General features: G+C 64.5%; 22 protein-coding genes and 1 pseudogene. 4 read left to right on the top strand and 19 right to left on the bottom strand.

What is annotated here, in order from left to right:
• Positions 1-57: 57 nt before the first annotated feature.
• From G486_RS0103820 to G486_RS0103860, 9 genes are all read right to left on the bottom strand, one after another.
• Positions 58-2,424, bottom strand: coding sequence for a TonB-dependent hemoglobin/transferrin/lactoferrin family receptor (locus tag G486_RS0103820; RefSeq protein ID WP_027014336.1), 2,367 nt, complete (start codon positions 2,422-2,424; stop codon positions 58-60).
• Positions 2,425-2,594: 170 nt separating this feature from the next.
• A complete protein-coding gene (locus G486_RS0103825) occupies positions 2,595-2,804 on the bottom strand; it encodes a 2-hydroxymuconate tautomerase (protein WP_281171898.1) in 210 nt (69 codons plus the stop codon).
• Positions 2,805-2,953: 149 nt separating this feature from the next.
• Positions 2,954-3,940, bottom strand: coding sequence for a Bug family tripartite tricarboxylate transporter substrate binding protein (locus tag G486_RS0103830; protein ID WP_027014338.1), 987 nt, complete (start codon positions 3,938-3,940; stop codon positions 2,954-2,956).
• A gap of 204 nt (positions 3,941-4,144) precedes the next feature.
• Positions 4,145-4,936 (bottom strand): 2-oxo-3-hexenedioate decarboxylase, encoded by a 792-nt coding sequence (gene dmpH, locus G486_RS0103835; protein WP_027014339.1) that lies wholly within the window; start codon positions 4,934-4,936, stop codon positions 4,145-4,147.
• A gap of 44 nt (positions 4,937-4,980) precedes the next feature.
• Complete coding sequence (locus G486_RS0103840) at positions 4,981-6,231, bottom strand: ABC transporter substrate-binding protein (protein ID WP_027014340.1); 1,251 nt, start codon at positions 6,229-6,231, stop codon at positions 4,981-4,983.
• On the bottom strand, positions 6,228-7,265 hold the full coding sequence (aphG, locus tag G486_RS0103845) for a 4-hydroxy-2-oxovalerate aldolase AphG (RefSeq protein WP_027014341.1): 1,038 nt from the start codon (positions 7,263-7,265) through the stop codon (positions 6,228-6,230). Before aphG ends, G486_RS0103840 begins: the two co-directional genes overlap by 4 nt.
• Before the next feature lie 12 nt (positions 7,266-7,277).
• Positions 7,278-8,201 carry an acetaldehyde dehydrogenase AphF gene (gene aphF, locus G486_RS0103850; RefSeq protein ID WP_027014342.1) on the bottom strand — a complete coding sequence of 308 codons (924 nt, stop codon included), beginning with the start codon at positions 8,199-8,201 and terminating at the stop codon, positions 7,278-7,280.
• 164 nt (positions 8,202-8,365) lie between these two features.
• Positions 8,366-9,148, bottom strand: a complete 783-nt coding sequence (dmpE, locus tag G486_RS0103855; RefSeq protein WP_027014343.1) for a 2-oxopent-4-enoate hydratase — start codon at positions 9,146-9,148, stop codon at positions 8,366-8,368.
• Positions 9,149-9,345: 197 nt separating this feature from the next.
• Entirely contained in the window at positions 9,346-10,800 is a 1,455-nt protein-coding gene (locus tag G486_RS0103860; protein WP_027014344.1) for a 2-hydroxymuconic semialdehyde dehydrogenase, read from the bottom strand.
• A 112-nt stretch (positions 10,801-10,912) separates the two neighbouring features.
• On the opposite strand from G486_RS0103860, the pseudogene G486_RS21495 reads away from it, so the two are divergent.
• Positions 10,913-11,809: pseudogene (locus G486_RS21495) on the top strand (LysR substrate-binding domain-containing protein).
• Positions 11,810-11,837: 28 nt separating this feature from the next.
• Here the strand turns inward: G486_RS21495 and G486_RS0103870 are convergent.
• The 10 genes from G486_RS0103870 to G486_RS0103915 form a co-directional block, all read right to left on the bottom strand.
• The gene (locus tag G486_RS0103870) at positions 11,838-12,290 is read right to left on the bottom strand and encodes a GlcG/HbpS family heme-binding protein (protein ID WP_034386582.1); all 453 of its coding nucleotides are present in this window, start codon (positions 12,288-12,290) and stop codon (positions 11,838-11,840) included.
• Positions 12,291-12,301: 11 nt separating this feature from the next.
• A complete protein-coding gene (locus G486_RS0103875; protein ID WP_027014346.1) occupies positions 12,302-13,192 on the bottom strand; it encodes a SphA family protein in 891 nt (296 codons plus the stop codon).
• A gap of 261 nt (positions 13,193-13,453) precedes the next feature.
• Entirely contained in the window at positions 13,454-14,398 is a 945-nt protein-coding gene (locus G486_RS0103880) for a catechol 2,3-dioxygenase (protein WP_027014347.1), read from the bottom strand.
• A 10-nt stretch (positions 14,399-14,408) separates the two neighbouring features.
• Positions 14,409-14,774 carry a 2Fe-2S iron-sulfur cluster binding domain-containing protein gene (locus G486_RS0103885; protein WP_027014348.1) on the bottom strand — a complete coding sequence of 122 codons (366 nt, stop codon included), beginning with the start codon at positions 14,772-14,774 and terminating at the stop codon, positions 14,409-14,411.
• Positions 14,775-14,781: 7 nt separating this feature from the next.
• Complete coding sequence (locus tag G486_RS0103890) at positions 14,782-15,855, bottom strand: NADH:ubiquinone reductase (Na(+)-transporting) subunit F (RefSeq protein WP_027014349.1); 1,074 nt, start codon at positions 15,853-15,855, stop codon at positions 14,782-14,784.
• A gap of 59 nt (positions 15,856-15,914) precedes the next feature.
• Positions 15,915-16,271 (bottom strand): phenol hydroxylase subunit P4, encoded by a 357-nt coding sequence (locus G486_RS0103895; RefSeq protein ID WP_027014350.1) that lies wholly within the window; start codon positions 16,269-16,271, stop codon positions 15,915-15,917.
• Positions 16,268-17,866 carry an aromatic/alkene/methane monooxygenase hydroxylase/oxygenase subunit alpha gene (locus G486_RS0103900; protein WP_027014351.1) on the bottom strand — a complete coding sequence of 533 codons (1,599 nt, stop codon included), beginning with the start codon at positions 17,864-17,866 and terminating at the stop codon, positions 16,268-16,270. Before G486_RS0103900 ends, G486_RS0103895 begins: the two co-directional genes overlap by 4 nt.
• 56 nt (positions 17,867-17,922) lie before the next feature.
• The gene (locus G486_RS0103905; RefSeq protein ID WP_027014352.1) at positions 17,923-18,192 is read right to left on the bottom strand and encodes an MmoB/DmpM family protein; all 270 of its coding nucleotides are present in this window, start codon (positions 18,190-18,192) and stop codon (positions 17,923-17,925) included.
• A 35-nt stretch (positions 18,193-18,227) separates the two neighbouring features.
• On the bottom strand, positions 18,228-19,220 hold the full coding sequence (locus G486_RS0103910; RefSeq protein ID WP_027014353.1) for an aromatic/alkene monooxygenase hydroxylase subunit beta: 993 nt from the start codon (positions 19,218-19,220) through the stop codon (positions 18,228-18,230).
• A 41-nt stretch (positions 19,221-19,261) separates the two neighbouring features.
• Positions 19,262-19,453 (bottom strand): phenol hydroxylase subunit, encoded by a 192-nt coding sequence (locus G486_RS0103915; protein ID WP_027014354.1) that lies wholly within the window; start codon positions 19,451-19,453, stop codon positions 19,262-19,264.
• A 306-nt stretch (positions 19,454-19,759) separates the two neighbouring features.
• Here G486_RS0103915 and G486_RS0103920 point away from each other — a divergent pair, with 306 nt between their 5' ends.
• The 3 genes from G486_RS0103920 (at position 19,760) to G486_RS0103930 (ending at position 23,717) form a co-directional block, all read left to right on the top strand.
• Complete coding sequence (locus G486_RS0103920) at positions 19,760-21,463, top strand: sigma-54-dependent Fis family transcriptional regulator (RefSeq protein WP_027014355.1); 1,704 nt, start codon at positions 19,760-19,762, stop codon at positions 21,461-21,463.
• Between the two features lie 4 nt (positions 21,464-21,467).
• The gene (locus G486_RS0103925) at positions 21,468-22,220 is read left to right on the top strand and encodes a GntR family transcriptional regulator (RefSeq protein ID WP_027014356.1); all 753 of its coding nucleotides are present in this window, start codon (positions 21,468-21,470) and stop codon (positions 22,218-22,220) included.
• Positions 22,221-22,346: 126 nt separating this feature from the next.
• Positions 22,347-23,717 (top strand): aspartate aminotransferase family protein, encoded by a 1,371-nt coding sequence (locus G486_RS0103930; protein ID WP_027014357.1) that lies wholly within the window; start codon positions 22,347-22,349, stop codon positions 23,715-23,717.
• The last annotated feature ends 71 nt before the right edge of the window (positions 23,718-23,788 follow it).

Raw genomic sequence — 23,788 nt, forward strand, 5'->3', positions numbered from 1 at the left:
AGGCTGCGGCCGGGCCTCGCGGGGGCTGGCCGCAGCGCTCAGAACGTATTCACGTTCCTAGAACACGACGTTCATGGAGACCGCGAACGTGCGGCCCGGATTGCTCAGCAGCTCGATGTCGCGCTGGTCCTTGGCCACGGCGGGCTGAAGGTTGCGCGTGCTCGAGTAATCCCAGTAGCGCCTGTCGCCGAGGTTGTAGATGCCGGCATTCAGGCGCACGTTCTTCGCCAGCTGCCAGTAGCCGACCAGGTCGAAGATCGCATAGCCGGGGACGCGGAACAGCTGCGTCGTGGATTCGGTGATGGCCTGGCCCGCGTTCATATAGGAGTCGCGGTTGGTCGCCACGGCCTGCTTGCCGGCGACGAAGGTGCCGGTCAGGTTGACGCCCCAGCGCTTGGCCGGTGCGTCATAGCCGGCACCAATGATGGCCTTGCGTGGAAGCACGCTGTCCAGCGGCTGGCTCTTGTCGCCGTCGTAGCGCGACTTGGAGGTGCCCCGGCTGAGGCCCATGGCCCAGTGCGTGTACAGGCCCTGCAGGGCAGGCGTCCACTGGCCATGCTCAAGGCGTGCGCTGAGCTCCATGCCGTAGATCCTGGCGCTGTCGCGGTTCTCGGCCTGGTAGATGGTGCCTATGTGATTCGGTACGTTGCCGAACAGGTCGGGCCGGCCCGTGCGCGTGTAGCGCGTGTAGGCGATGAAGTCCGAATACTTGGTGTGGAAGATGGAGCCGTTGAAGACCACGCCCGGCATGGGCGAGCCCTTGAGGCCCAGGTCGAAGGCGTTGCTGGTTTCCTGCTTGAGGCCGGCATTGCCGATCAGCGCATACTGGTTGCCGGTGTTGTAGTTGCTGGCCATGTTCCAGGAGCCGAAGATCTCGCCGGCCGAAGGCGCGCGTCCGCTGCGCTTGAACTGGGCGTAGGCGCTGAACTGGGGCGTGAGCTCATAGACCAGGCTCAGGCTGGGGCTGGCGATGTTGTTGCCATGCGTGCCGCCATAGAGCTTGTCCACATCGGCCGGTGTGAGCGCGCCCGTGGCAAAGCCATCCAGGTTGCGCGGCTTGATCTCCACGCGATCCACACGCAGCGCAGGAATCAGAGCCAGGCGTCGCCCGCCGGCCTGCCAGGAAATCTCGTCCTGCAGGAAGGCGCCATAACGCGTGGTCTTGGTATCGGGCTGGGGCTGCATGAAGCCGCTCACGTTCCAGGGGCGCTCCATGTCTTCCGTGGACGCGTTGATGCCGAAGCTCAGGCGATGGTTGTCCAGGCGCTTGTCGCCGGTGCTCGAAAAGCCCCAGCCGCTGGTCTTGGTGCCCGAGATGTTGTGCACCGTGGCACCCGTGGACAGCGTGGTGGTGTCGGTGGCGTCGTCGGTCTTGGTGTTCTGCAGGAACAGGCGCGAGTCCAGTTGGTCCACCCAGGCGCTTTGCGGCGTCCACAGATGCTGCAGCTGAAGCGTGTTGCGGCTGGTGTCGCTGGCCTGCTGGGAGTTCTCGGTGATCAGCGAGTTGGTGCTGTCCCAGCCGTTGAACAGCGTGTTGTTCTTGCGGCGGTACAGGTCGGCCGAGAGCACGAGGCGCTGGGCGCTGTCTATGCGCAGGCCGCCCTTGAGCAGCAGGGCGTTCGAATGCCAGCTGTCGGGCGAGCTGCTCACGATGTCGCTGTTGTTGCGCGTCTCATGGCCGTCGCGGCGCGAGAAGGCGATCAGGCCGTCGAGGTCGCCCGAGCGGCCAGCGGCCGTGACGCTCTCGTTCCAGGAGCGGTTGACCGAGTCATAGCCGACCTTGCCGGCGATGTACGAGCTCTTGCCGTCGCGCAGAAAGTCTTCCACGGACTTGGTGCGAAAGCCCACCGAGCCGCCGATGCCGCCGGCCGTGCGCCGTGCGGTCGTCGTGCCCGAGTCGATGCTCACCGAAGAGAACATCTCGGGGTCTATGAAGTCGCGCCCCACGCCGAAGGTGTTGCTGCCTGCGCGGCTTGCATAGGGGCGGGTGGCTGCATTGGGCAGCTCTATGCCGTCCACATCCATGCCGATGCGGTTGCCCTCTATGCCGCGTATGTTGTAGCCCGTGGTGCCCGCGCGGTCGAAGCTGCTGCGGTTGCGGCTCGCGCCCGAGGCCGTGCCCGGAGCCGACACCAGGGGCTGGTAGCGCACGATGTCGGCCATGTCATTGGCCTGCTCCAGGGCCTGGCCGCTGACCGTGGCAGAGGCTCCGGGTTCGCGCTTTTCAGCGGTATCGCGGACCTCGACCTGGGGCAGGGCCTGGGATATCAGGGTCTGTGTAGCGGGTTCGTCCTGGGCCCAGGAGGCGGCAGGCAGCAGGCCGATGATGGTGGCCTGCACGGCCAGGGCCAGCAGGCTGCGCGGTTGCGCGGGATGGGTGATGCAGGTCTTGCCTGAAAAAATGGAATGCGATGTCAGCGCCATGGTAGAGATTGGAATGAAAGGGTTGCTGGCTAGCTCCCCCTGTTCTCCACCAAGCACTCCCGCAGGAGCCTCGCTGTCCTCCAGATGATAATTGTCTGCTGGCTGGGCTTGATTGTCTCACATACTGAGAACGATTCTCATTATCGAAAAAGATTTGCGATTCGTCAAAACTAACGGCCCAAATCCTTGGCGCTGATGCCGGCAATGCCCCAGTTCTCCTTGGGCACGTCCTGTATCCAGACGCGCACATTGGCCACGGGCGCACCCACGGCCTCGACCAGGGCCTGGGTGACCTTTTCGATCACCGCTTTTTTCTGCTCCTCGCTGCGGCCTTCCAGCATGTAGATTTGTGCAAATGGCATAGAGCTTCCTTTTTCTATCAATCGTTATCGGTGGCAAGACAAGAGGCCCGGCGCCCAAAACCGGCAGAGCCTTCCTCAGAGACGCCGAGCAAGAGCCGCCTCGCGGCGAAGGCATCGTCCCCTTGTTTCTCTATTTCAGGGGAAGGCGCCGCAGGCGACTCAGGGGGTTAAGCCTTGATCCCCAGCTTGCGAATCAAGTCACCCCAGCGCTTGTTCTCTGCGCGGATGAATTCCGCGAACTGCTGGGGCGTGTTGGCGCGCAGATTGCCCGAGATGTTGTCAAAGGCCTGCTGCACCTCGGCCGTCTTGGCGCCTGCAGCCCAGGCCTCGTGCAGCTTGGTGATCACGGCCTGGGGCGTGGCCGCCGGCGCCACCAGGCCAAACCAGGTCTCGACCTCAAAGCCGGGATAGCCCGACTCGGCTACCGTGGGCACATCGGGCAAGGCCTTGGAACGCTGGGGCGAAGTCACGGCAATGGCGCGCAGCTTGCCGGCCTTGATGTGCTGCAAGGTCGTGGCCAGCGAGCTTTCCATGCTCATCATCACCGTGCCCGACAGCAGATCCGGCACGATCTGGCTGGAGCCCTTGTAGGGCACATTGGTCAGCTGAATGCCGGCCACGGACTGCAGCAGCTCGGCGGCCAGATGGTTGCTGGTGCCAATGCCCGAGGTCGCGTAATTCACCTTGCCGGGGTTGGCCTTGGCATAGGCCACCATGCCCTTGAGGTCGGAGAATGGTGCGCCTGGATTGATCACCAGCGCGCAAGGCGTGGTGCCGACCAGGGAGATCGGACGCAAGTCCTTTTCCACATCAAAAGGAACGCTGTTGTACAGGTGGGGCGCAATGGCCAGGCTGCTGATGGCCGTCAGGCCAATGGTGTAGCCGTCGGCTGCGGCCTTGGCCACGGCGTCCGTGCCGATATTGCCCCCGGCCCCGGCCTTGTTCTCCACCACAAAGGGCTGGCCCAGTTGGTCCGACATGGCCTTGGCTGCCGCGCGGCCCATGACGTCCGTGGGGCCACCGGCCGGAAACGGCACGATGATGCGCACCGGGCGCGTGGGGTAGACCGCCTGCGCCAGGGCGCGGCCCGGCAGGGCCATGGTCATGGTCATGGCTGCCAGGGCGGCCGCCGTCATCAACTCTCTTCTTTGCATGGTTTGTCTCCGTTTTTGTTTTGAAAAATCTTGATGGGATGAATCGTTTTGAGGCGCTGGTACAGCGCTACAAAGCTTGGGCTGGGCCTTGAAAACTGGCGCGGCCCAAGGCCAAAGACACCGAGGAAGGGCCGCCCCGCACCGAGGGTGTCGTCCCCCTTTCAGGGGGAAGGCGCGAAGCGACTCAGGGGGAGTCCAACCACCTCAGGCGGCGAAGCTGATTGACGTGCTGCCCATGCCTTGCACGCGCAGGCAGACATGGTCGCCAGCGGCCACGGCCACGGCCTCGGTGGCGCCACCCGAGAGAATCAGGCTGCCCGCCGGAATTTCCTGGCCACGCCGGCCCAGGTGGTTGGCCAGCATGGCAATGGCTGCGGCCGGGTGGCCCAGCACCGCTGCACCTGCGCCCATGGCCACGGGCTGGCCGTTTTTCTCCAGCACCAGGCCCACGGTGCGCAGATCCACGGCGTCGGGGCGCAAGGGCTGGCCGCCGACCACAAAGCGCGCGGCCGAGGTGTTGTCGGCCACCACGCTCTTGAGGTCGAACTTGAAGTCGCGGTAGCGGCTGTCGATGACTTCGATGCCGGGCATCACAAAGTCGGTAGCGGCCAGCACGGCGCCGATATGGCAGCCCGGGCCCTTGAGCGCATGTTTGAGCACAAAGGCGATCTCGGGCTCCACCTTGGGATGGATCAGCTCCGAGGTCTTGACCGTGCCGCCATCGGGCACGCTGAAGTAGTCCACCAGAAAGCCGAACACCGGGTCGGTGACGCCCATTTGCTTCATCTTGGCGTGCGAGGTCAGCCCGGCCTTGAGGCCCACCACGCGGGCGCCGCGTGCCAGCTTGCGCGCCAGGATGGCGGCCTGTATGGCGTAGGCGTCATCCCAGTCCATATCGGGATGGGCGTCGGTGATCTTCAAGGTGTCGTGGGCCTGCAGCTCGCAGGTCTCCAGATGCTCGGCCAGTTGTTCGATGGTGGCGGGGGAAAGTGCCATGGGGTGCTCCGAATATTGAAAATGAATGGGCGGGCAAGGCCTGCTCAGGTCTGGCCCAGGGTGAGCTCGGCCGTGACGGGGATGAAGGGCGAGCGCGTGTTGTCCACGACTTCCAGCACCCAGCGGCCCTGTGCGTTCTTCAGCCATTGACCGCCCACGGCGGGTGTGGAGCAGACGTTGAGGCTGGGCATGCGGCCCGAGAAGCTCAGCGGCCCGACCACGGTCCTGGCCTTGACGCGGCGCAGCGCCTGCACCAGGCCCTGGCGTGTGGGCTCCTGGGCCTGCTCCACGGCCTGTACGGCCAGATCGACCATGGCATGGGAAAAGCCCAGCGTCTGCACCCAGGGCTTGCCCGTGCGCGTCTCGTACTCGCGCGCCACCTGGGCCGAACTCGCGCTGGTAAAGCCCGAGCTGAAAGGCCAGGCCGGAGACCACCAGACTTCGTTGGTCAGCGCAAGATCCGGCTGGTCGATCTGCCCCACGGTGTCCGCAAACGCAAAGGCCTTGGCCAGCGAGAGCATGCGAGGCTGGTAGCCGACCTCGCGTGCGGCTGCGTGAAATGCGAGCGCCATGGGCGGTGGCAGAACGCCCGTGACCATGGATACCCTGGCATCGCGCAGGCGTGTGGCAATTCCCTTGTAATCGGGCGCCGAGAGCTTGAGCCGGCCCGGCTCGAAGAGCCTGAGGCCGCGTTGCTCCATGGCGCGTGGAAAGGCTGCCATGAAGGCCGATCCGTCTATGTCGTCAGGCCAGATGCCACCCACCAGCGAGCCCAGGCGGGCACGTGCGAACAGGCTGGAATGCACGTCGGCAAAGTCCTCGAGCCCGACGAAGAAGTGAAAGGTCCACTGAAAGCCCTTGTAGAGATCGCCCTTGCGCCCCTGAAACCAGGCTTGCCAGGGCGCGACCGTGGTCACGCAGGGAATGCCTGCCGCCTCGCAGACATCGGCCACGGGGTTGCAGATCTCGGGTGTGGCCGAGGCCAGCACCATGTGCACGCCGCTGGCAGCGAGTGCCGAGGCGATCTCGGCGGCCCGCTCTGACGAGGATGCGGCGTCATGCAGCTCCAGCTCGATTTTCCTGCGCCCCATGTGCCGCGTGTCCAGGCCCTGGGCCAGACGCTGGGCAAACAACTCGTGCACATAGATGTTGGTGGCGCCAAAGGCCGCGAGCGCCCCGGTGTTGGGCGAGATGATGGCAATGCGCAGCGCGCGGCCATCATCGGCTGCAGAGGCCTGGGTGGACTGGGCCAGGCCCCAGGCCGCCGATGCCTTGAGCAGGGCGCGGCGCTTCATGCTGCGACCTGCAGACCGCGCGCACGCGCCATGGTCAGCGCCGTGTCTTCGATCATGTCTTCCTGGCCGCCGACCATGCCACGCCGGCCCAGTTCGACCAGCAGATCGCGCGCAGGAATGCCGTACTTCTTCTCGGCCCGCTTGGCGAACAGCAAGAAGCTGCCATACACGCCGGCATAGCCCAGGGTCAGCGCGTCGCGGTCCACGCGGATGGGGAAGTCCATCAGCGGCACCACCAGGTCTTCGGCCACGTCCTGGATCTTCCAGACATCGACACCGGTCTGAATCCCCATGCGCTCACACACGGCCACCAGCACTTCCATGGGCGTGTTGCCCGCGCCCGCACCCAGGCCTGCGGCCGCCGCATCGATGCGGTTGGCACCGGCCTCCACGGCGGCAATGGAATTCGCCACGCCCATGGCCAGGTTGTGGTGGCCATGAAAGCCCAGCTCGGTCTCGGGCTTGAGTGCAGCGCGCACGGCGGCAATGCGTTCCTTGACTTGGTCGGGCAGCAGATAGCCCGCCGAGTCGGTCACATAGATGCAGTTGGCGCCATAGCTCTCCATCAGCTTGGCCTGCGTGACCAGGCCCTGGGCGCTGTTCATATGGGCCATCATCAAAAAGCCCACGGTGTCCATGCCCAGCTTGCGCGCCTGGGTGATGTGCTGCTCGCTGACATCGGCCTCGGTGCAATGCGTGGCCACGCGGATGGTGGAAACGCCCAGCGCATGCGCCATCTGCAGATGGTCCACGGTGCCAATGCCCGGCAGCAGCAGGGCCGAAACCTTGGCCTGCTTCATCAGCGGGATCACGGTGGACAGGTATTCCTCGTCGCTGTGCGCCGGGAAACCGTAGTTGACCGAGGCGCCGCCCAGGCCATCGCCGTGCGTGACCTCAATCAGCGGCACGCCGGCCGCATCCAGGCCCTGGGCCACGCTTTTCATCTGTTCCAGCGTCATCAAATGGCGCTTGGGGTGCATACCGTCACGCAGCGTCATGTCGTGGACGGTGATCTTCTTGCCTTTGAGTTCCATGTTGTCTCTCCTTCAGGCGGCTACGGGGGCCATGGGTGCCAGCGTGAGCTTGCCGGCCAGCATTTGTTCGGCAAACATCTCGGCCGTGCGCGCGGCGGCGGCGGTCATGATGTCCAGATTGCCTGCGTACTTGGGCAGGTAGTCGCCCAGGCCTTCGACCTCCAGGAAGACGGAGACGCGCTTGCCGTCGAACACCGGGCCGTTGACCAAGCGGTAGCCGGGCACGTATTTCTGCACCTCGGCCAGCATCTGGTGGATGGAGGCGGTGATGGCGGCCTGGTCGGGCGCGTCCTCGGTCAGGCAGTGCACGGTGTCGCGCATCATCAAAGGGGGTTCGGCCGGGTTGATGACGATGATGGCCTTGCCTTTTTTGGCGCCGCCCACCTTTTCCACCGCACCGGCCGTGGTTCGCGTGAATTCATCGATGTTCTTGCGTGTGCCCGGTCCTACGGACTTGGAGGACACGGTGGCCACGATCTCGCCATAGGCCACGGCCTGCACACGGCTCACCGCCGCCACCATGGGGATGGTGGCCTGACCACCGCAGGTGACCATGTTCACATTCATGGCGCCGCTGCCCAGGTGCTGCATCAGGTTGACCGGGGGCACGCAGAAAGGGCCTATGGCCGCCGGCGTGAGGTCGATCATCAGCGCGCCCTGCTCGTTGACCTTGCGCGAGTTCTCGGCATGCACATAGGCGCTGGTGGCGTCGAATACGATTTGCACGCCATCGGCCTGCATATGTGGCAGCAGCCCATCCACGCCCTCGGCTGTGGTCTTGATGCCCATTTCACGCGCCCGCTTGAGGCCATCGGACTCGGGGTCTATGCCCACCATCCACACCGGCTCCAGCACCGGGCTGCGCTGCAGCTTGGCCAACAGATCGGTGCCGATATTGCCCGGCCCTATCAGCGCACATTTGATTTTTTGACTCATCACTTGTCTCCAGTCTTGAAATAGCACCCCCTGAGTCGCTGCGCGCCTTCCCCCTCTCTCGCTTCGCGGGAGGGGGACGACAGCCTCGCTGCGGGGCGGCCCTTGCTCGCTGTCCCTGGCCTTGGAACGCGCCCGTTCATGCGACCTGGGGGCAGGTTTGACGCTTAAACAAACCTCACAGAGCAACTACCTATTCCGCCTATGGTCACGCGCAGGTTGTCCCCGGCCTTGACCGGCACCATGGCGGCCAGCGAGCCGGAGAGCACGACTTCGCCGGCCTCCAGCGCGATGCCGTGGGCACCCAGGGTGTTGGCCAGCCAGGCCACGGCATTGGCAGGGTGGCCCAGGGCTGCGCTGCCTGCGCCCGTGGCCACGATCTCGCCGTTTTTCTCCAGCACCATGCCGCAGGTGGCCAGGTCCACATCGCGCGGGTCGACCAGGCGATCGCCCAGCACAAAGACGCCGCAGCTGGCGTTGTCGGCCACTGTGTCCTGGATCTTGATCTTCCAGTCGCGGATGCGGGAGTCGACGATCTCGAAGCAGGCCATCACGCCCTCGGTGGCGGCCAGCACATCGGCGGCCGTCACGCCTGGACCCTGGAGCGTCTTCTTCAGCACAAAAGCAATCTCGCCTTCGGCCTTGGGCTGTATCAGGCTGCTCGCCGGCACGGCCTCGCCCTCGTTGAAGACCATACCGTCGGTGAGCCAGCCAAAGTCGGGCTGGAACACGCCCAGCATGTCCATCACGGCCTTGGAGGTCACGCCGATTTTTTTGCCCACCACGCGCTCACCGGCCTCCAGGCGGCGCGCCAGCATGCGCTGCTGTATGGCGTAGGCGTCATCGATGGTGATGTCGGGGTAGCGGTTGCTCAAAGGCTCGACCACCTTGCATTCACGCAGGGCCGCATACAGCTCGTCGCCCAGGGAGTGCTGCAGTTCAGTGTTCATAGGAAAGGCTCACAGAAAACAAAGAAGGGAAAAGTCGTGATGTTTGCAACTCAGGCTTCTGGTCAGGGCGCAGCGCTTGAACCAGCACACCCCAACTCAGAGACACCGCGCAAGGGCCGCCCCGCCGCGCCGGTGTCGTCCCCCTCCGGCGCGCAGCGCCTAAAGAGGGGGAAGGCGCGTAGCGCCTCAGGGGGTGCTTACAGCTTTATGCAAACGTTCTTCAGCTCCGTATAGAACTCCAGCGAATGCACGCCGCCCTCGCGGCCTATGCCCGATTGCTTGGCGCCGCCAAAAGGCGTGCGCAGATCGCGCAGAAACCAGCTGTTGACCCAGGAGATGCCCACGTGCATGCGCTGGGCCACGCGGTGGGCGCGGGCCAGGTCCTGCGTCCAGATGGCACTGGCCAGGCCGTAGACGTTGTCATTGGCCTTGGCCAGCACCTCCTCTTCGGTATCGAAGGGGGCGATATGGCAGCAGGGGCCGAAGATTTCTTCCTTGATGACGCGCGCCGTCTCGGGCAGGCCGGTCCAGATCGTGGGCTGCACCCAGGCACCGTCCGCATACTGGGTGCCCAGGTCGGGCACACCGCCGCCGGTGACCACGGTGGCGCCTTCCTGCACCGCCAGCTGGTAGTACGACAGCACCTTGGCCTGGTGCTCCTTGCTGATCAGCGGGCCCAGCTTGGTGTCGGCGTCTTCGGGCACACCGATCTTCCAGCCCTCGATCTGCTGCTTCAGCGCGGCCACAAAACGCTCATACAAGGGGCGCTCCACATAGACGCGCTCCGTGCCCAGGCAGACCTGGCCGCTGTTGACAAAGGCCGAGCGCAGCGTGCCTTCGATGGCGGCGTCGAAATCGCAGTCAGCAAAGACGATGGCAGCGTTCTTGCCCCCCATCTCCAGGCTCACGGGGCGTGCGCCCTTGGCTGCCGCCTTCATGATGGCCTCGCCGGTGCGTGTTTCACCGGTAAAGGTGATGGCATCCACGCCGGGGTGGCTGGTGACGAACTCGCCGGCCGAATCGGGGCCGAAACCATGGACCACGTTGTAGACGCCGGGCGGAATGCCGGCCTCGTTCATGACCTCGCCCAGCAGGGCTGCGGTCTGGGGCGATTCTTCGGAAGGCTTGACCACCACGGTGTTGCCGCAGGCCAGGGCCGGCCCCACCTTCCAGGTCATCAGCAGCAGGGGCAGATTCCAGGGGCAGATCACGCCCACCACGCCCACCGGGCCGCGGTGGCCGTAGTTGATGGCGCCGCGCCCGTCGGGCGTGGCCATTTCAAAGAACTCCGTGGGCACGTTCTTCACCACGTCGGCAAAGATTTTGAAGTTGGCCGCACCGCGCGGAATGTCGATATGGCTGGCCACGCTGCGTGGCTTGCCCGTGTCCGCACATTCGGCGGCCAGGAATTCCTCGAAGCGACGGTTGATGCCATCGGCCACGGCATAGAGTTTTTCCACGCGCTCGGCCACGCTCATACGGCCCCAGGGCCCGTGGAGCGCTGCGCGCGCTGCGGCCACGGCGGCATCGACTTCGCTGCGGCCGGCCTCATGCACCTTGGCAATCACCTGGCCCGTAAGCGGTGAGTGCTTGTCGAAGCTGCGCCCCGTGGCAACGTAGGCACCGTTGATGAAGTTCTGGATGTCTTTCATGGTTTTCTTCCTGTCACGCATGCTTTTGCAGCAACGATAAATTCGGTGTTCAATACTGTCCAATACTGAATTTTCTAAAATCAATACCTGCAAGGTATCAAGGAGCCGCCCCGTGGACTTGAGGCAGATGAGGTACTTTCTGGCGCTGGCAGAGGAGCTGCATTTCGGCCGTGCTGCGGCCCGGCTGCATATGGCCCAGCCACCGCTGACGCGGCAGATCCGCGCCATCGAGGAGGAATTGGGCACGGCGCTGTTTGTGCGCACGCCCAAGGGCGTGGAGCTGACGGTTGCAGGCTAGGCCCTGCTGGACGAGGTACCCAACATCCTGTCGCTGGCCCAGCGCGCCCGCGAGCGCACGCAAAGAGCCGGTCAGGGGCTGACGGGCCAGTTGGACGTGGGGATTTTTGGCTCCGGCGTGCTGGATGTGATTCCGCGCCTGCTGGCAGCGTTTCACCAGGCCAGGCCCGAGGTGCGTATCGCGCTGCACAACCAGACCAAGGACGAGCAATTGCAGGCGCTGCGCGAACGCAGAATCACCATTGGCTTCAACCGGCTGGTGCCGGCAGAGCCAGACATCAGCGTGCAGACCGTGCTGAAAGAAGCCCTGGTCGTGGGCCTGCCGGCCACGCACAGGCTGTGCGCACGCGAGGAGGTGACGCTGTCCGAGCTCGACAACGAGCCCATGATCCTCTACCCCAATCTCTCGCTGCATGGCCTGGCCCAGGAGGTCAGCAATGCCTTCCACCGCGAGGGCCTGCGCCTGAACGTGGCCCAGTCGGTGGAAGATGTGCTGACCTGCGTGGCCCTGGTGGCGGGCGGGTTTGGCGCCTGCATCACCACGCGCTCGGCCACCAGCTTGCGCCTGCCGGGCGTGGAATACCGGCCGCTGCGCTCGCGCCATTTGCGCGACATCGAGCTCAGCTGCCTGTACCGCAGCGACGATGCATCGCCGGTGCTGGCGGCCTTTCTGGACGTGGTGCGCACCTTTCCAGGCCAGGACAAAGCCTAGGCCTGGAAAGACAGGCAAGCGCCAGGCTTTAGCCACCTTGCTGGTCCTTGCCCAGACCCAGGGCCTGCAGGCCGGCGCCGGCAATGATTTCGTCCTGCTGCTCGCTGCCGCCGGACACCCCTATGCCGCCGATGCGTGCGCCCTCCACCACGATGGGCAGCCCGCCGCCAAAACCCACAAAGCGCGGACGCAGGGCCAGACCCTGGCGCACGGCCGGCGAATGCTGCGCCAGGGCCTCATGCCACAGGCCCGTGGCCAGACCAAAGCTCACGGCCGTATAGGCCTTGTCCGTGGCGATGTCCATGGAGTGCAGGGGTGCGCCCGTCATGCGCACAAACGCGGCCTGTACCCCGGCCGCATCCACCACGGCCACATTGACACGCACGCCCAATTCCACGGCCTTGGCCACGGCCGCAGCCACGGCCCGCAAGGCGGCGTCGGTGCGGATCACGGGTTGGGAAGCCATCAGGGAGTCCGGCATGGCAGGCCTCCTCAAAAAGCTTTGACTACGGTGAAACGCACCAGCGAGCCCTTGGGCATGGCACCCGTGCCGGCCGTGGCGCTGACCTCCTTGTAGACCGCGCCCTTGAGGAAGACGCCCGCACCCTGTATCGGGTAGACCAGCTCGGCCCCCACGGCATGGCGCGAGGAATGCTTGCCCGTGGCACCCGGGCCTTTGTCATCGCTGATCTGCCACTGGCTGTAGCCCACCAGGCCGGCTTGCACGGCGCCGAAATGCTTGCCCAGGCCCCATTCCAGCGTCACCTGGTTGCCATTGCGAAAGCCCATATCGTTCTTTCCGTTGCGCTCGAAACGCATCAGGCCCGAGGCCGAGATGGTCTTGGCAGCGTCGAAGTAATAGGTCAGGCCGCCGGTAAGCATGGTGCTTTTGTAGCCCTTGCCCGGCGAGGCCGGGGCGCGGCTGCTGGCCGAGTCCAGCCAGATACCGGCACCGGCCACGGCGTCCCACTGCGGGCCATGCCAGCCCAGCACCAGCGGACCCAGATAGACGTCGCCCACACCGGAGCGGCTGTCGGAAATGCCGGCCGCATTCACCGTGAGCGAGGTACGCATCACCGGCACGATGGCCTCCATACCGTAGTCCGCGCCCAGCAGCTTGTAGTTGGTGATCCAGACAAAGCGGTTGGCCAGGGCAGTCACGGTTCCACGGTTGTGGCCGGGCAGGTTGTCACTGCTCCCCGGCGCGCGGAAGTCGTTGATGTTGTAGTTGACCATATAGCCCAGGTAGTACACGCCGGGCGGCGGCACGCTGGGGCCTTGCATGCCCTCCACACCGGGGACGTAATGGCCTTCGGCCTGCACAGCCGTCGCTGCCAGCGTGCCCAACAGGGCCAGGGCAGCAGATGCAATCTTGTGGTTCATGTCTATCTTTCAGGTGGGTTCACAGATGTCTCAGGGGTCGGCAAAAACGCTGCGCCTTGGCAAGCAGCCCTCACCCCCACCCTCTCCCCAAAGGGGCGAGGGAGCAAAGCCAGGGGCGCTGCGCCAAAAACCGGCGCGGCCCAAGGTCAGGGACAGCGAGCAAGGGCCGCCCCGCAGCGAGGCTGTCGTCCTCCTGCCCGCAACGCGCAGCGGTGCGAGAGCGGGGGGAAGGCGCAAAGCGCCTCAGGGGGGTGTTACCTATCAGGTATAGACATCCGTGAAAGAAGCCACGAGCTCACCCGTGTGATAGAAAATTCCGCTTCCCAGACGGTCCTCGCTCCAGGTGGTCACGGGGCGATCGGGCTGGGCCAGATAGCCCAGGCCGGCAAAGGTTTCGTTGCGGTTGCCGCTGGGGTCGAAGAAGTAAATCGTCTCGCCGCGTGTGATGCCGTGGCGCGTAGGGGCCACGTCGATGCGCACCTTGTTCTTGGCCATGACGTCGGCGGCCTTGAGCACGTCGTGCCAGGAGTCCAGGAAGAAGGCGATGTGGTGCAGGCCCGAGGTGGGGCCGCCCACAAAGGCGATGTCGTGCGGCGTGGTGGAGCGCGCCATCCAGGTTGCGGCCTGCATATTGCCTTCGGGGCCGACCAGAATCTGCTCGGTCAGGAAGAAGTCCATGCACTCGGCCATGAAGCGGGTGTTCTCCTCCACGGTGTTGATGCCGGCCTCGGGATTCATCTCGCACATCAGCAGGCAGTGGTCTATCCAGTGCGCGCCCGCGCCCTTGAGGCCATCGGGCCAGGGGTCAGGATTCAGAGAGCCCACATCCGTACCCACGCACTCCTTCTTGGCGTACAGCCGCATCTCATGGCCGCTGGGCAGATTGAACTGCAGCATGCGGCCCACCGTGGGCTGGCTGCCTTCGGGCAGCATGGTGGTCTTCACGCCCCAGGCCTCGATGCGCGCCTGCAGGCTGTCGAGGTCGGCGTCGTTTTGCACCTTGTAGGCCACATGGTTGAGGCCGGCGCGGTCGCTTTGCGTGAGGATCAGCGAGTACTTGTCCCACTCGTCCCAGCATTTGAGGTAGACATTGCCCGCTGCATCGCGCAGCGTGACCTTCATGCCCAGCACGTTTTCGTAGTGCTTGAGCGCAGCATCCATGTCCATCACGCGCAAGTTGGCGTGGCCGATTCGCATTACACCCATGTCTGTCTCCTTAGTTGCTTGTTGGTGTCTCGTGGGTTGTGGGCGCAGTGGCAGCCGCCCGCAGAAAAAATGGTTTGTGCAGGCGCTGCGCCACGGCAATGCGCACGGCCTCCAGCGGGGCCACACGGCAGGCCAGGGTGTAGCCCTGGTCGCGCTCGAGATCGCTCACATGGGCACAGCTCACGGGGCCCAGATGGCGTACCGCGCCTTCGAGCACCCGCACCTTGCAGACGCCGCAGCCGCCGTTGGCGCAGCCCACCGGAATGCCTTTGCGCCCCAGGCGCAACATGCCGCTCAGCAGGCTTTCGTGGGTGCCGCAGGCATAGGCATCGCCGGTTTGCTCCACGCTGACTTGCACGTTTTGCATGGCTGTCATGGCGGCCTCAGACGCGCTTGAACAAGGGGCTGCGCGCGCCTTGCGCATCGGCGGCCGAGAGGAATTTCTCGGTGTAGATGTCGCGCTCGAACAACCGGCCCTGCATCAGGGTGGAAATACAGGCCTCGACCATGGGTGGTGGCCCGCACAGATAGGCTTTGCAACCCGCAAAGCCGCCTTGGAAATGGGCTTGCGCAGCCTCGTGCACAAAGCCGCGTGCGCCTTGCCAATCACCGCAGTCCTCGCCCGAGAGGGCAGGGATGTAGGTGAAATGCGGGTGCTGCGCGGCCAGGGCGCGGAACTCATCGTCGTAGTACAGCTCCTCGCTGGAGCGCTGTCCGTAGACCAGGGTGATGGGCTGCTCGCAACCATTGGCCAGCAGCTCCAAAATCATGGCGCGCGGGCTGGAAAGCCCCGAGCCCCCGGCCATGAAGACCATGGGCTGGCGTGCCGAATGGCGCACAAAAAAGCGCCCATAAGGTCCGGCCAGCTGCAGGTGATCGCCTTCACGCAAATGCTGGTGCAACCAGCTTGTGCCCGCGCCGTCCGGCACCAGGCGCACATTGAGCTCGATCTCCTGGGCGCAGCCATCGGCGCCAGGTGCATTGGCAATGGAAAAGGCCCGCGAGCCGCCCTGCTCCTCGCTCAAACCAGGAATGCGCAGCTGCACATACTGGCCCGCCTGGTAGCGCATGGGCTGGTCCAGGCGCAGATGCAAGGCCTTGATGGTGGGCGTCAGATCGACGATGCGCACCACAGTGGCGGCGAAGTCGCGCACCGGGATGATTTGTGCATCGGGCTCGTCTTCGAAGTCGGCCTCGATGGTGGCGTCGGACTGCAGCGTGGCGCAGCAGGCCAGCGTCATGCCGTCCTCGCGCTCCATGTCCATCAGCGCAAAGGGGTTGGCCGCACCGTGGTCCACCTCGCCGTCGCAGACCTGGACCTTGCAGGTGCCGCACAGGCCATGGCCGCAGGCGTGGGGAATGTAAATACCCTGGCGCAGCGCGGCGTCCAGCAGGGTCTGGCCCTCTTCCACTTCAATCGAGGCGCCCAGGGGTTCTAAGGTCAGTTGGTAGCTCATATCGTCTCGCTCTCATTCCTGCAGCGCCGGCCAGGCCAGCGCTGCAGCCGCCAGGGTGGTTAGCTGTAAGAGCCTTGGATGCCTGTCAGGCCCGGGGTGCGAAAGCGGATCACGTCCTTGTGCGTCAGGCCGTTGTCGGCCAGCGACTTGGACGCATCGGGCGACCAGGGCTGGCCCGACTTGAACCACTGCACCGCGCTCCAGTCGATACGCGCAAAGTCGGGGTGGGCGCCATAGACATCGGGCAGCACGGCCTGGGCCAGCGCGCCGAAAGGCATGTCGGGCGGCAGAGGCAGGGCCACGGGCGAGCAGAACATCAGGTGGTCTTCCCAGCCGATGTAGAGCAGGGGCGCAGGAAAGTTCTCGCGCACATCCTTGGCGGGAAAGCGATAGGGCTTGAGTGCGGTGACGCTCATGGCTGGGCCTCCTGGCTGTTGTTGGCGGAAGCGTTGTTGCCCGGAGTGGCCGGCGGCGGATCGCCACGCCAGGCCGCGAAATTGCGCTGGTCCTCCGATCCCTCAAAGTCCATGTTGTCGCGGCCCACATTCATGCCGTACCAGTCCAGCACGGCAGCCAGCGGGTCAAAGCCTTCGGCCGTAGGGTCCACATCGGGCTTGAAGCAGTTGCCCTGGTAGATCTGGTGCACCGGCAGCCAGGACTGGACAAATTTCTCGGGCTCGTCGTCGAAGACATGCTTGCAGCCGTCGCTGCAGAAGTGGTATTTGCTGCCCTCGTAGTCGGATTCGCGATAGCAGATCTTGGTGGCGTCGCCGGGTTCGGTGAAGCCCATGGGGATCTGGCAGGTGGTGCACAGCATGGGCAGGGTCTTGCTGTAAAAGCGCTTGCCGGCCTGCTGCTCGGCGCGGTAGTGCTCCAGGCGGGGACGGTAGTGCTTGTCAAAGCTGTCCGGGTATTTTTCGGACAGCCACTGCATCTCCTGCTCGCCGGGCACCCAGGTGTGAAAAGGTGCGGCCGCCGTGTAGTTGTAGAAGATGTTCCAGGCCTGGTGGCTGATGTGGTCCTTGCCTTCGCAGGCCAGCTTCCAGCCTGCGGGCTCGCGGATGCCGTAGCGCGCCAGGTCGCGGAACAGGGCGCCGCCGTTTTCCTCGGCATACATCTCCCAGGCTTCCTTCCAGCTCATCACGCGCTTGGGCAGCATGTAGTCCTGCATCATGGCCACCAGGGTCAGCACGCGGTAGCCACGCCAGAACCATTTGTCGATCCAGCGCTGCACGATGGGCACGTTGCCCGGATCCTGCTCCAGCATGAACTTGATGCATTCGATGCCCAGCGTCATATGACGCGACTCATCGCTTTGCGCCGAGAAGCCAAAGGTCACGGTGGACAGATCGCCGTTGTGCGCTGCGCCCGACATAAAGGGCACGAACAGCAGGTTTGTGAGCACATATTCGAAGGAGAAGCTCACCGCTGTGAGGAACTCGAACGGGCCCGCGCTCAGCGCATCTTCGAAGAAGGACTTGGGCACCGACAGAAACCAGACCCGGTCGAACCAGTGGCTGGAGCTGTGCATGCCGTTGAAGTACTTGTTGTAGTTGGACAGCGCATGGGTCTCGGTTTGGAAGTGGCGCAGCTCGTCGATGGACTGCATCTGCGCCGCCACGCGTGCCCCCGCACCGGTGAAATGCCGGCCCGCATGGGCAAAGCCACGGTGGGCGTAATACTCGAGCGGCACCACACCCTGGATGAACAGTTTGAGCGCGTTGAGGTAGCGCGCATCGGTCACGCCCAGCTGGCCGTTGTTCTGGGCAAAGGCCTCGATCACGGCGTAGAGCTTTTTCTCTTTTTCGCCCTGGTACTTCCAGTAGGCGTCCATGGTCAGGCGGAAGGGGTCTTCCCACTTGTCCCAGTCGTGGATCTTGATGCCCTCGAACTTGTCATAGGGGAAGACCTTGTCCATGGGCTGGTAGGTGGTCTCCCAGCCCAGGCCACGTGTCATGGCGGTATAGCGGTCCTTGAGGCCCAGCTTTTTCTTGATTACGGGTGCGTCCATGGTGTCTCCTTGGATGGCTTTGTCTGGTGGTGTTCGGTGAGCGGCCCTGATGGGGCTTATTGGTTCCAGCTCAGAGAGAATTCGTCGTCGTCCTCGTCCACATGGCCGGACAGCGTGACCAGATTGATCTGGATCTGCTGCAGCTCGTAGGGGCGACCGGTCTGCTCTTCGATGCTGGCGCGGCGTATGACCAGGCGGCCGGGCGCATCGATCTTCACCAGACCGGGCGAGTACACGGCCTGGGCATGGCTGTTGTCGGCGAGGATGGCGTCTACCACAGGGCGCGATTCCTCGTTGTCCTGAAAGGCGATGAAGACCTTGGAGATGGGGGTGCTGGCAGATGTGCTCATGGCGCTGCTCCTCAGATGTCCAGACCGGCCTTGCGGGCGCGGGCATCCAGGCTTTGGCGGACTTCACCGAGCACGGCCGCGCCACGCTCGCCCAGGGCCAGTTCGGCCACGGCGGCCAGTGCCACGCCGGCATGGTCGGCATAGCTCAGATACCAGCGCGACAGCTGGCTGCGGTTGTCTGCGGATTCGGCTGCAGCCACCTTGACCACGGCATCGATCCAGCGTGCGGTCTCGGCATGCCACTCGGGCATGAAGGCCGTGAGCATGGCCACGGCCGTGCCGCCCTGCACGGTGACATGCTCGTCCACAAAGTGGTTGTAGATCAGGGGGTAGAGCAGCCCGTCGAGCACCATGTTCTGGGCCACGAACAGCTCCATGGGGTCTTGCACCACCAGCAGGTCTTCCACCAGATGGCGCAGCGGCTGCCAGGCGGGGTGCTGCATCCAGTCGTTCTTGCCGGCCTCGAGCACGCCGGGCTCGTCCATGACCAGGCCCAGGCGTGTGAGGTACTGGGCCACGCCCAGATGGTCCATGGCATGCATCATGGCCGGGGCCGTGAAGGGCGTGCCGTAGCCGCGTGAGCAGATCTGGCTGTTGTTCATATTGCCGCCCCAGGCCACATGGCGCAGCGGCATCAACACCTCGCAGGCCTTGGCGCGCAGGGCATCGGGCATCTTGCCGGCCAGGTTGCGTGACTCCACAAACTGGTAGTTGGCTTCCACGGCCTCCTGCTGCTTGGCACGGGTCATGGTCCAGGTGGCGTAGTAGTACTGGCGTGGATCGCGCAGCGCGTTCCAGTCGGCCATGCGGATGGCCGTGCGGCCGGTGTCGAACAGCTCGAACTCGGGCTCCCACAGCGGCCGGTAATGGAAGTGGTGTGTGGGCTGCACGCCCAGCGTGGCCTCCAGATAGCGCGACGCGGGCTTGTCCCCCGTGTAGGCTGCCACGCGGGCAAAGGTGTGGCGCAGCGGCTGTATCTCGCGCGCCGAAAGATCGATGTTCATGAGCTTGTCTCCTGTGTTGTCGTGGAATGCGTGAGCGGTGGTCAGAGCAGCTTGGCTTTCTGGACCTGGCAGAAGGCCTCGAAGTCGGCCTCGGTCATGGCGAGTTCCACCGTGAGCTCGGGCCAGCCCACGGAGAACTCGAAGTCCACAAAACCGTTGGCGCGCTTTTGCAGCACGCGCACCGAGCGGCGCGTGAGATCGCAGGCGGGAAGATCGAGAACAGCTGTTTCCATGTGGGACTCCTGGCAGGTTGTTGCCCAGGCTGTTGCATGGGCCATGCCAGTTCATGGAAATATCGATAAATCTAGGGTTAGCACCTAAATCGATGACCGCTGATACAAAAGGCGGGGCAGCAGATCAAGGGGAAACCCGGAAATTGCTGCGGTGCACATCAATGCTCTAATGCACTGCAGCATGATCAAATGATCAACGTCCGATGACGGATGTTTGCAATTCATAAACTTTCAGCGAGTGAGCAAAGCAGGTGATGCGGGTCAGACCTCATTGCGAGAAAAAGCTGTTTTATCGATAGTTTTGCAATGCCCCAGCCTGTTCCGCCTCTGCCCTCCGATGCCGATTTGCGCAGCCAGGTCCGTTTTTCCACCGAAGACGGGCTGATCTGGCTCTCGGGCCAGCGCATGCTGCTGATGCATCTGGCCTCGCTGCACGCGCTGCGCCGCGAAATGATGAACACCATGGGGCCCGACCACACGCGGCGCCTGCTGCTGCGTGCCGGCTATGCCGCAGGCGAGCGCGATGCGCTGCTGGCCCGCCAGATACGGCCTACGGCCAGCCTGTTCGAGATGTTTGCCGTAGGCCCCCAGCTGCACCGACTGGAGGGCGCGGTGCGCGCCACGCCCGAAGTCTTCGAGGCCGATGAAGAGGCCGGCCACTTTCAATGCGTGGTGCGCTGGGAGCACAGCTGGGAGGCGGAAATCCATTTGCGCGAATGGGGGCCGCAGGAGCAGCCCTCGTGCTGGATGCTGCTGGGCTATGCCTCGGGTTACTCCAGCGCTTTCTTCCGTCGCCCGGTGTTCTTCAAGGAAATGCAGTGCTCCACCTGCGGCCACGCCCACTGCCTGATCGAGGGCCGGTTTCAGCATGAGTGGCCCGATGGCGAACAGATCGCGCGCGACTACGACCCCGACTCCATGCTGGTCTGCCTGGATGAGCTGCGCTCCCAGGTCGAGGCCTTGCGCACCGGCCTGGCCCCTTGCGACAGCCAGGGCCCGCTGCTGGGCCGTTCACGGGCCTTTCAGGCCGCACTTGCGCTGCTGTCCAAGGCCGCGCCCACCCAGGTCACGGTGCTGCTCACGGGCGAGACCGGCGTGGGCAAGGAGCGCTTTGCGCGTGCCCTGCATGCCATGAGCCCGCGCGCCGACAAGCCCTTTGTGGCCGTGAACTGCGCGGCCCTGCCCGCCGACCTGATAGAGAGCGAGCTGTTCGGCGCCGAAAAAGGCGCGTTCACCGGTGCCACGGCCACGCGCATAGGCCGCTTTGAGCGCGCCCATGGCGGCACGCTGATGCTGGACGAGCTGGGCGAGCTGCCCCTGGCCGCCCAGGCCAAGCTGCTGCGCGTGCTGCAAAGCGGCGAGGTGGAGCGCCTGGGCGGCCACCGCAGCACCCAGGTCGATGTGCGCGTGATTGCTGCCACCAATGTGGACCTGGAAAAAGCCGTGGAGCAGGGGCGCTTTCGACGCGACCTGCTCTACCGCCTCAACGTCTACCCCATACGCATCCCCGCGCTGCGCGAGCGTGTGGACGATATCGAGCTGCTGGCCATGCATCTGCTGCAGAAATACTCGGCCTTGCACGGCAAGCCGGCCCCGGGCTTCAGCGACCGGGCGCTGACCGCGCTGCGCGGCCACAGCTGGCCCGGCAATGTGCGCGAGCTGGAGAACCTGGTGGAGCGCGGCCTCATCCTCACGCCGGCTGGCGAGCCCATCGATGTGGCCTGCCTGTTCCCCCAATGGAGCGACAACGGCCAAAGCACCATAGACGACCAGGGCCACCTGGCCCAGGCCTGCGGCGCCGATGGCGATCTGCACACGGCCAGTGTCTACGACAGCATGCAGCACCAGGGGCTTTCGCTGGATGCCCTGGAAGACGGGCTGCTGCAAGAGGCCGTGCGCCGTGCCAGCGGCAATCTGGCCGCAGCGGCCCGCGCCCTGGGCATGACCCGCCCCCAACTCAGCTACCGGCTCTCACGCATCCGCGAACGCACCACAGGTACCGAGGAGTAAACGCTTGGCCAAGAAATCCTTTATGCAATGCCCGGCCTTGCCCGAGGCCGAATCCAGCGGCGGCGAGGCATCGCGCACCCTGACCGAGCAAACCTATGCCCGGCTGCGCACCGACATTGTCGAAGGCCGTTTGCTGCCTGGCAGCAAGCTGCGCATAGAGCATCTGCGCCAGGCCTACGAGGTCGGTGCGGGCACCTTGCGCGAAGCGCTGACGCGCCTGGTCAGTGATGCCCTGGTCACGGCCGAAGGCCAGCGCGGCTTTCGCGTCTCCACCATCGCCATGGACGATCTGCAGGACATCACCCGGCTGCGGGTACACATCGAAACCCATGCGCTGCGCGAATCCATACGCCATGGCGATGCGGGCTGGCGCGCGCAATTGCAGGCCAGCTATGAAGAGCTGTCTGCGGCCGAGCAGCCGCTGTCCAGCGACAACCGGCGCCGCTGGGAGGCCTTGAACGTGCGCTTTCACGAGGCCTTGCTGGCCGGCCATGCCTCGCCCTGGACGATCAAGGTATTGCGCCTGCTGGCGCGCCATGGAGAGCGCTATCGCTGCTACGCCATGGGCCAGCCTGCGCTCACGCGCGATGTGCACGCCGAGCACAAGGAAATCTTCGAGCTCGCCATGGCCGGCCAGGAGGCACGTGCGGCCCTGGCCCTGGAAGCCCATATCTGCACCACCCCGCATCTGCTGCTGCAGGCCATGCGCGAGGGCACGCTGGTGCTGCCCGGCAGCGGGCAGGACATGGAGGATTGAGCAGGGACGCTGCAGGCCCTGGTCTGGCGCGACCCCGGGCATCTCCACAATTCCCACACAAAGGCTCGACAGCCCGGCAAGATTGGCACACCACACTGGCGGGCTGAATATCCGGAGCCTTTCGCTGTGATCAATAACGCTCAATTGCTGGCCGACGAAGCCAAGTACTGCTCGTTCGGGGACACCGTCCACTACGTCAATCCCCCGAAGATCTTCTCGGGCTGCGAAGGCAGCTATATGTACGACGATGCAGGCACGGCCTACCTCGATCTGCAGATGTGGTATTCGGCCGTGAACTTCGGCTACAAGAACAAGCGGCTCGAGGCCAAGATGATCGAGCAGCTGCAGACCCTGCCCCAGGTCGCCAGCCAGTACCTGCACCCCACCAAGATCGAGCTGGCCAAGTTCATCGCCGAAGATGCCAAGCAAAAATGGGGCAATGACGGCCGCGTGCACTTCAACGTGGGCGGCGCCCAGGCCATCGAGGACTCGCTCAAGGTCGTGCGCAATGCCACCGGCGGCAAAAGCCTGATGTTTGCCTTTGAAGGTGGCTACCACGGCCGCACACTGGGCGCCTCCAGCATCACCTCCAGCTACCGCTATCGCCGCCGCTATGGCCACTTTGGCGACCGCGCACAGTTCATCCCCTTCCCCTACCCCTTCCGCCGTCCCAAGGGCATGACCTCGGAAGAGTATGCGGACTCCATCGTGCGCGAGTTCGCGCGCAAGTTTGAGAACGAATACCACGCGATCTGGGACCCCAAGACCAGCCAGTGCGAATACGCGGCCTTCTATGTCGAGCCCATCCAGGGCACGGGCGGCTACGTGGTGCCCCCGCCCAATTTCTTCAAGGGCCTCAAGAAGGTGCTGGACGATCACGGCGTGCTGATGGTGGTCGATGAAATCCAGATGGGTTTCTGGCGTACGGGCACGCTGTGGTCGGTGGAGAACTTCGGCGTCAAGCCCGACGTACTGGTGTTTGCCAAGGCGCTGACCAATGGCCTCAATGCCCTGTCCGGCCTGTGGGCACGCGAAGAGCTGATCAACCCCACGGTGTTCCCGCCGGGCTCTACCCACTCCACCTTCGCCTCCAACCCCCTGGGCACGGCCCTGGGCCTGGAAGTCATGAAAATGACCCACGAGATGGACTTTGGCCGCCAGGTGCGCGAATCGGGCGCCTACTTCCTCGAGGGCCTCAAGGATCTGCAAAAACGCCACAAGGAAATCGGCGATGTCGATGGCCTGGGTCTGGCCCTGCGCGCCGAGATCTGCACCGAGGATGGCTTCACGCCCAACAAGGCCTTGCTGGACAAGATGGTCGACATAGGCCTCGAAGGCGGCCTCGAGTACCAGGGCCAAAAGCGCGGCCTGGTGCTGGACGTGGGCGGCTACTACAAGAACGTGATCACCTTCGCCCCGTCGCTGATGATTACGCGCCCTGAAATAGACGAGGCTATGGTGCTTCTCGACCAGCTCCTGAGCAAAGCAAAAAAATAAGCTCCCCCTGAGGCGCTGCGCGCCTTCCCCCTCTCTCTTCGGGAGGGGGACGACAGCCTTGCTGCGGGGCG

The organism is Comamonas composti DSM 21721 (assembly GCF_000429845.1).
In the GTDB taxonomy this organism is placed as follows: Bacteria; Pseudomonadota; Gammaproteobacteria; order Burkholderiales; family Burkholderiaceae_C; genus Comamonas; species Comamonas composti.

Excerpts from the sequence above, each read along its gene's own strand:
- G486_RS0103820 (WP_027014336.1), bottom strand. The coding sequence starts at position 2,424 with ATGGCGCTGACATCGCATTCCATTTTTTCAGGCAAGACCTGCATCACC.
- G486_RS0103830 (WP_027014338.1), bottom strand. The coding sequence starts at position 3,940 with ATGCAAAGAAGAGAGTTGATGACGGCGGCCGCCCTGGCAGCCATGACC.
- dmpH (WP_027014339.1), bottom strand. The coding sequence starts at position 4,936 with ATGGCACTTTCCCCCGCCACCATCGAACAACTGGCCGAGCATCTGGAG.
- G486_RS0103840 (WP_027014340.1), bottom strand. The coding sequence starts at position 6,231 with ATGAAGCGCCGCGCCCTGCTCAAGGCATCGGCGGCCTGGGGCCTGGCC.
- aphG (WP_027014341.1), bottom strand. The coding sequence starts at position 7,265 with ATGGAACTCAAAGGCAAGAAGATCACCGTCCACGACATGACGCTGCGT.
- aphF (WP_027014342.1), bottom strand. The coding sequence starts at position 8,201 with ATGAGTCAAAAAATCAAATGTGCGCTGATAGGGCCGGGCAATATCGGC.
- dmpE (WP_027014343.1), bottom strand. The coding sequence starts at position 9,148 with ATGAACACTGAACTGCAGCACTCCCTGGGCGACGAGCTGTATGCGGCC.
- G486_RS0103860 (WP_027014344.1), bottom strand. The coding sequence starts at position 10,800 with ATGAAAGACATCCAGAACTTCATCAACGGTGCCTACGTTGCCACGGGG.
- G486_RS0103870 (WP_034386582.1), bottom strand. The coding sequence starts at position 12,290 with ATGCCGGACTCCCTGATGGCTTCCCAACCCGTGATCCGCACCGACGCC.
- G486_RS0103875 (WP_027014346.1), bottom strand. The coding sequence starts at position 13,192 with ATGAACCACAAGATTGCATCTGCTGCCCTGGCCCTGTTGGGCACGCTG.
- G486_RS0103880 (WP_027014347.1), bottom strand. The coding sequence starts at position 14,398 with ATGGGTGTAATGCGAATCGGCCACGCCAACTTGCGCGTGATGGACATG.
- G486_RS0103885 (WP_027014348.1), bottom strand. The coding sequence starts at position 14,774 with ATGACAGCCATGCAAAACGTGCAAGTCAGCGTGGAGCAAACCGGCGAT.
- G486_RS0103890 (WP_027014349.1), bottom strand. The coding sequence starts at position 15,855 with ATGAGCTACCAACTGACCTTAGAACCCCTGGGCGCCTCGATTGAAGTG.
- G486_RS0103895 (WP_027014350.1), bottom strand. The coding sequence starts at position 16,271 with ATGAGCGTCACCGCACTCAAGCCCTATCGCTTTCCCGCCAAGGATGTG.
- G486_RS0103900 (WP_027014351.1), bottom strand. The coding sequence starts at position 17,866 with ATGGACGCACCCGTAATCAAGAAAAAGCTGGGCCTCAAGGACCGCTAT.
- G486_RS0103910 (WP_027014353.1), bottom strand. The coding sequence starts at position 19,220 with ATGAACATCGATCTTTCGGCGCGCGAGATACAGCCGCTGCGCCACACC.
- G486_RS0103915 (WP_027014354.1), bottom strand. The coding sequence starts at position 19,453 with ATGGAAACAGCTGTTCTCGATCTTCCCGCCTGCGATCTCACGCGCCGC.
- G486_RS0103920 (WP_027014355.1), top strand. The coding sequence starts at position 19,760 with ATGCCCCAGCCTGTTCCGCCTCTGCCCTCCGATGCCGATTTGCGCAGC.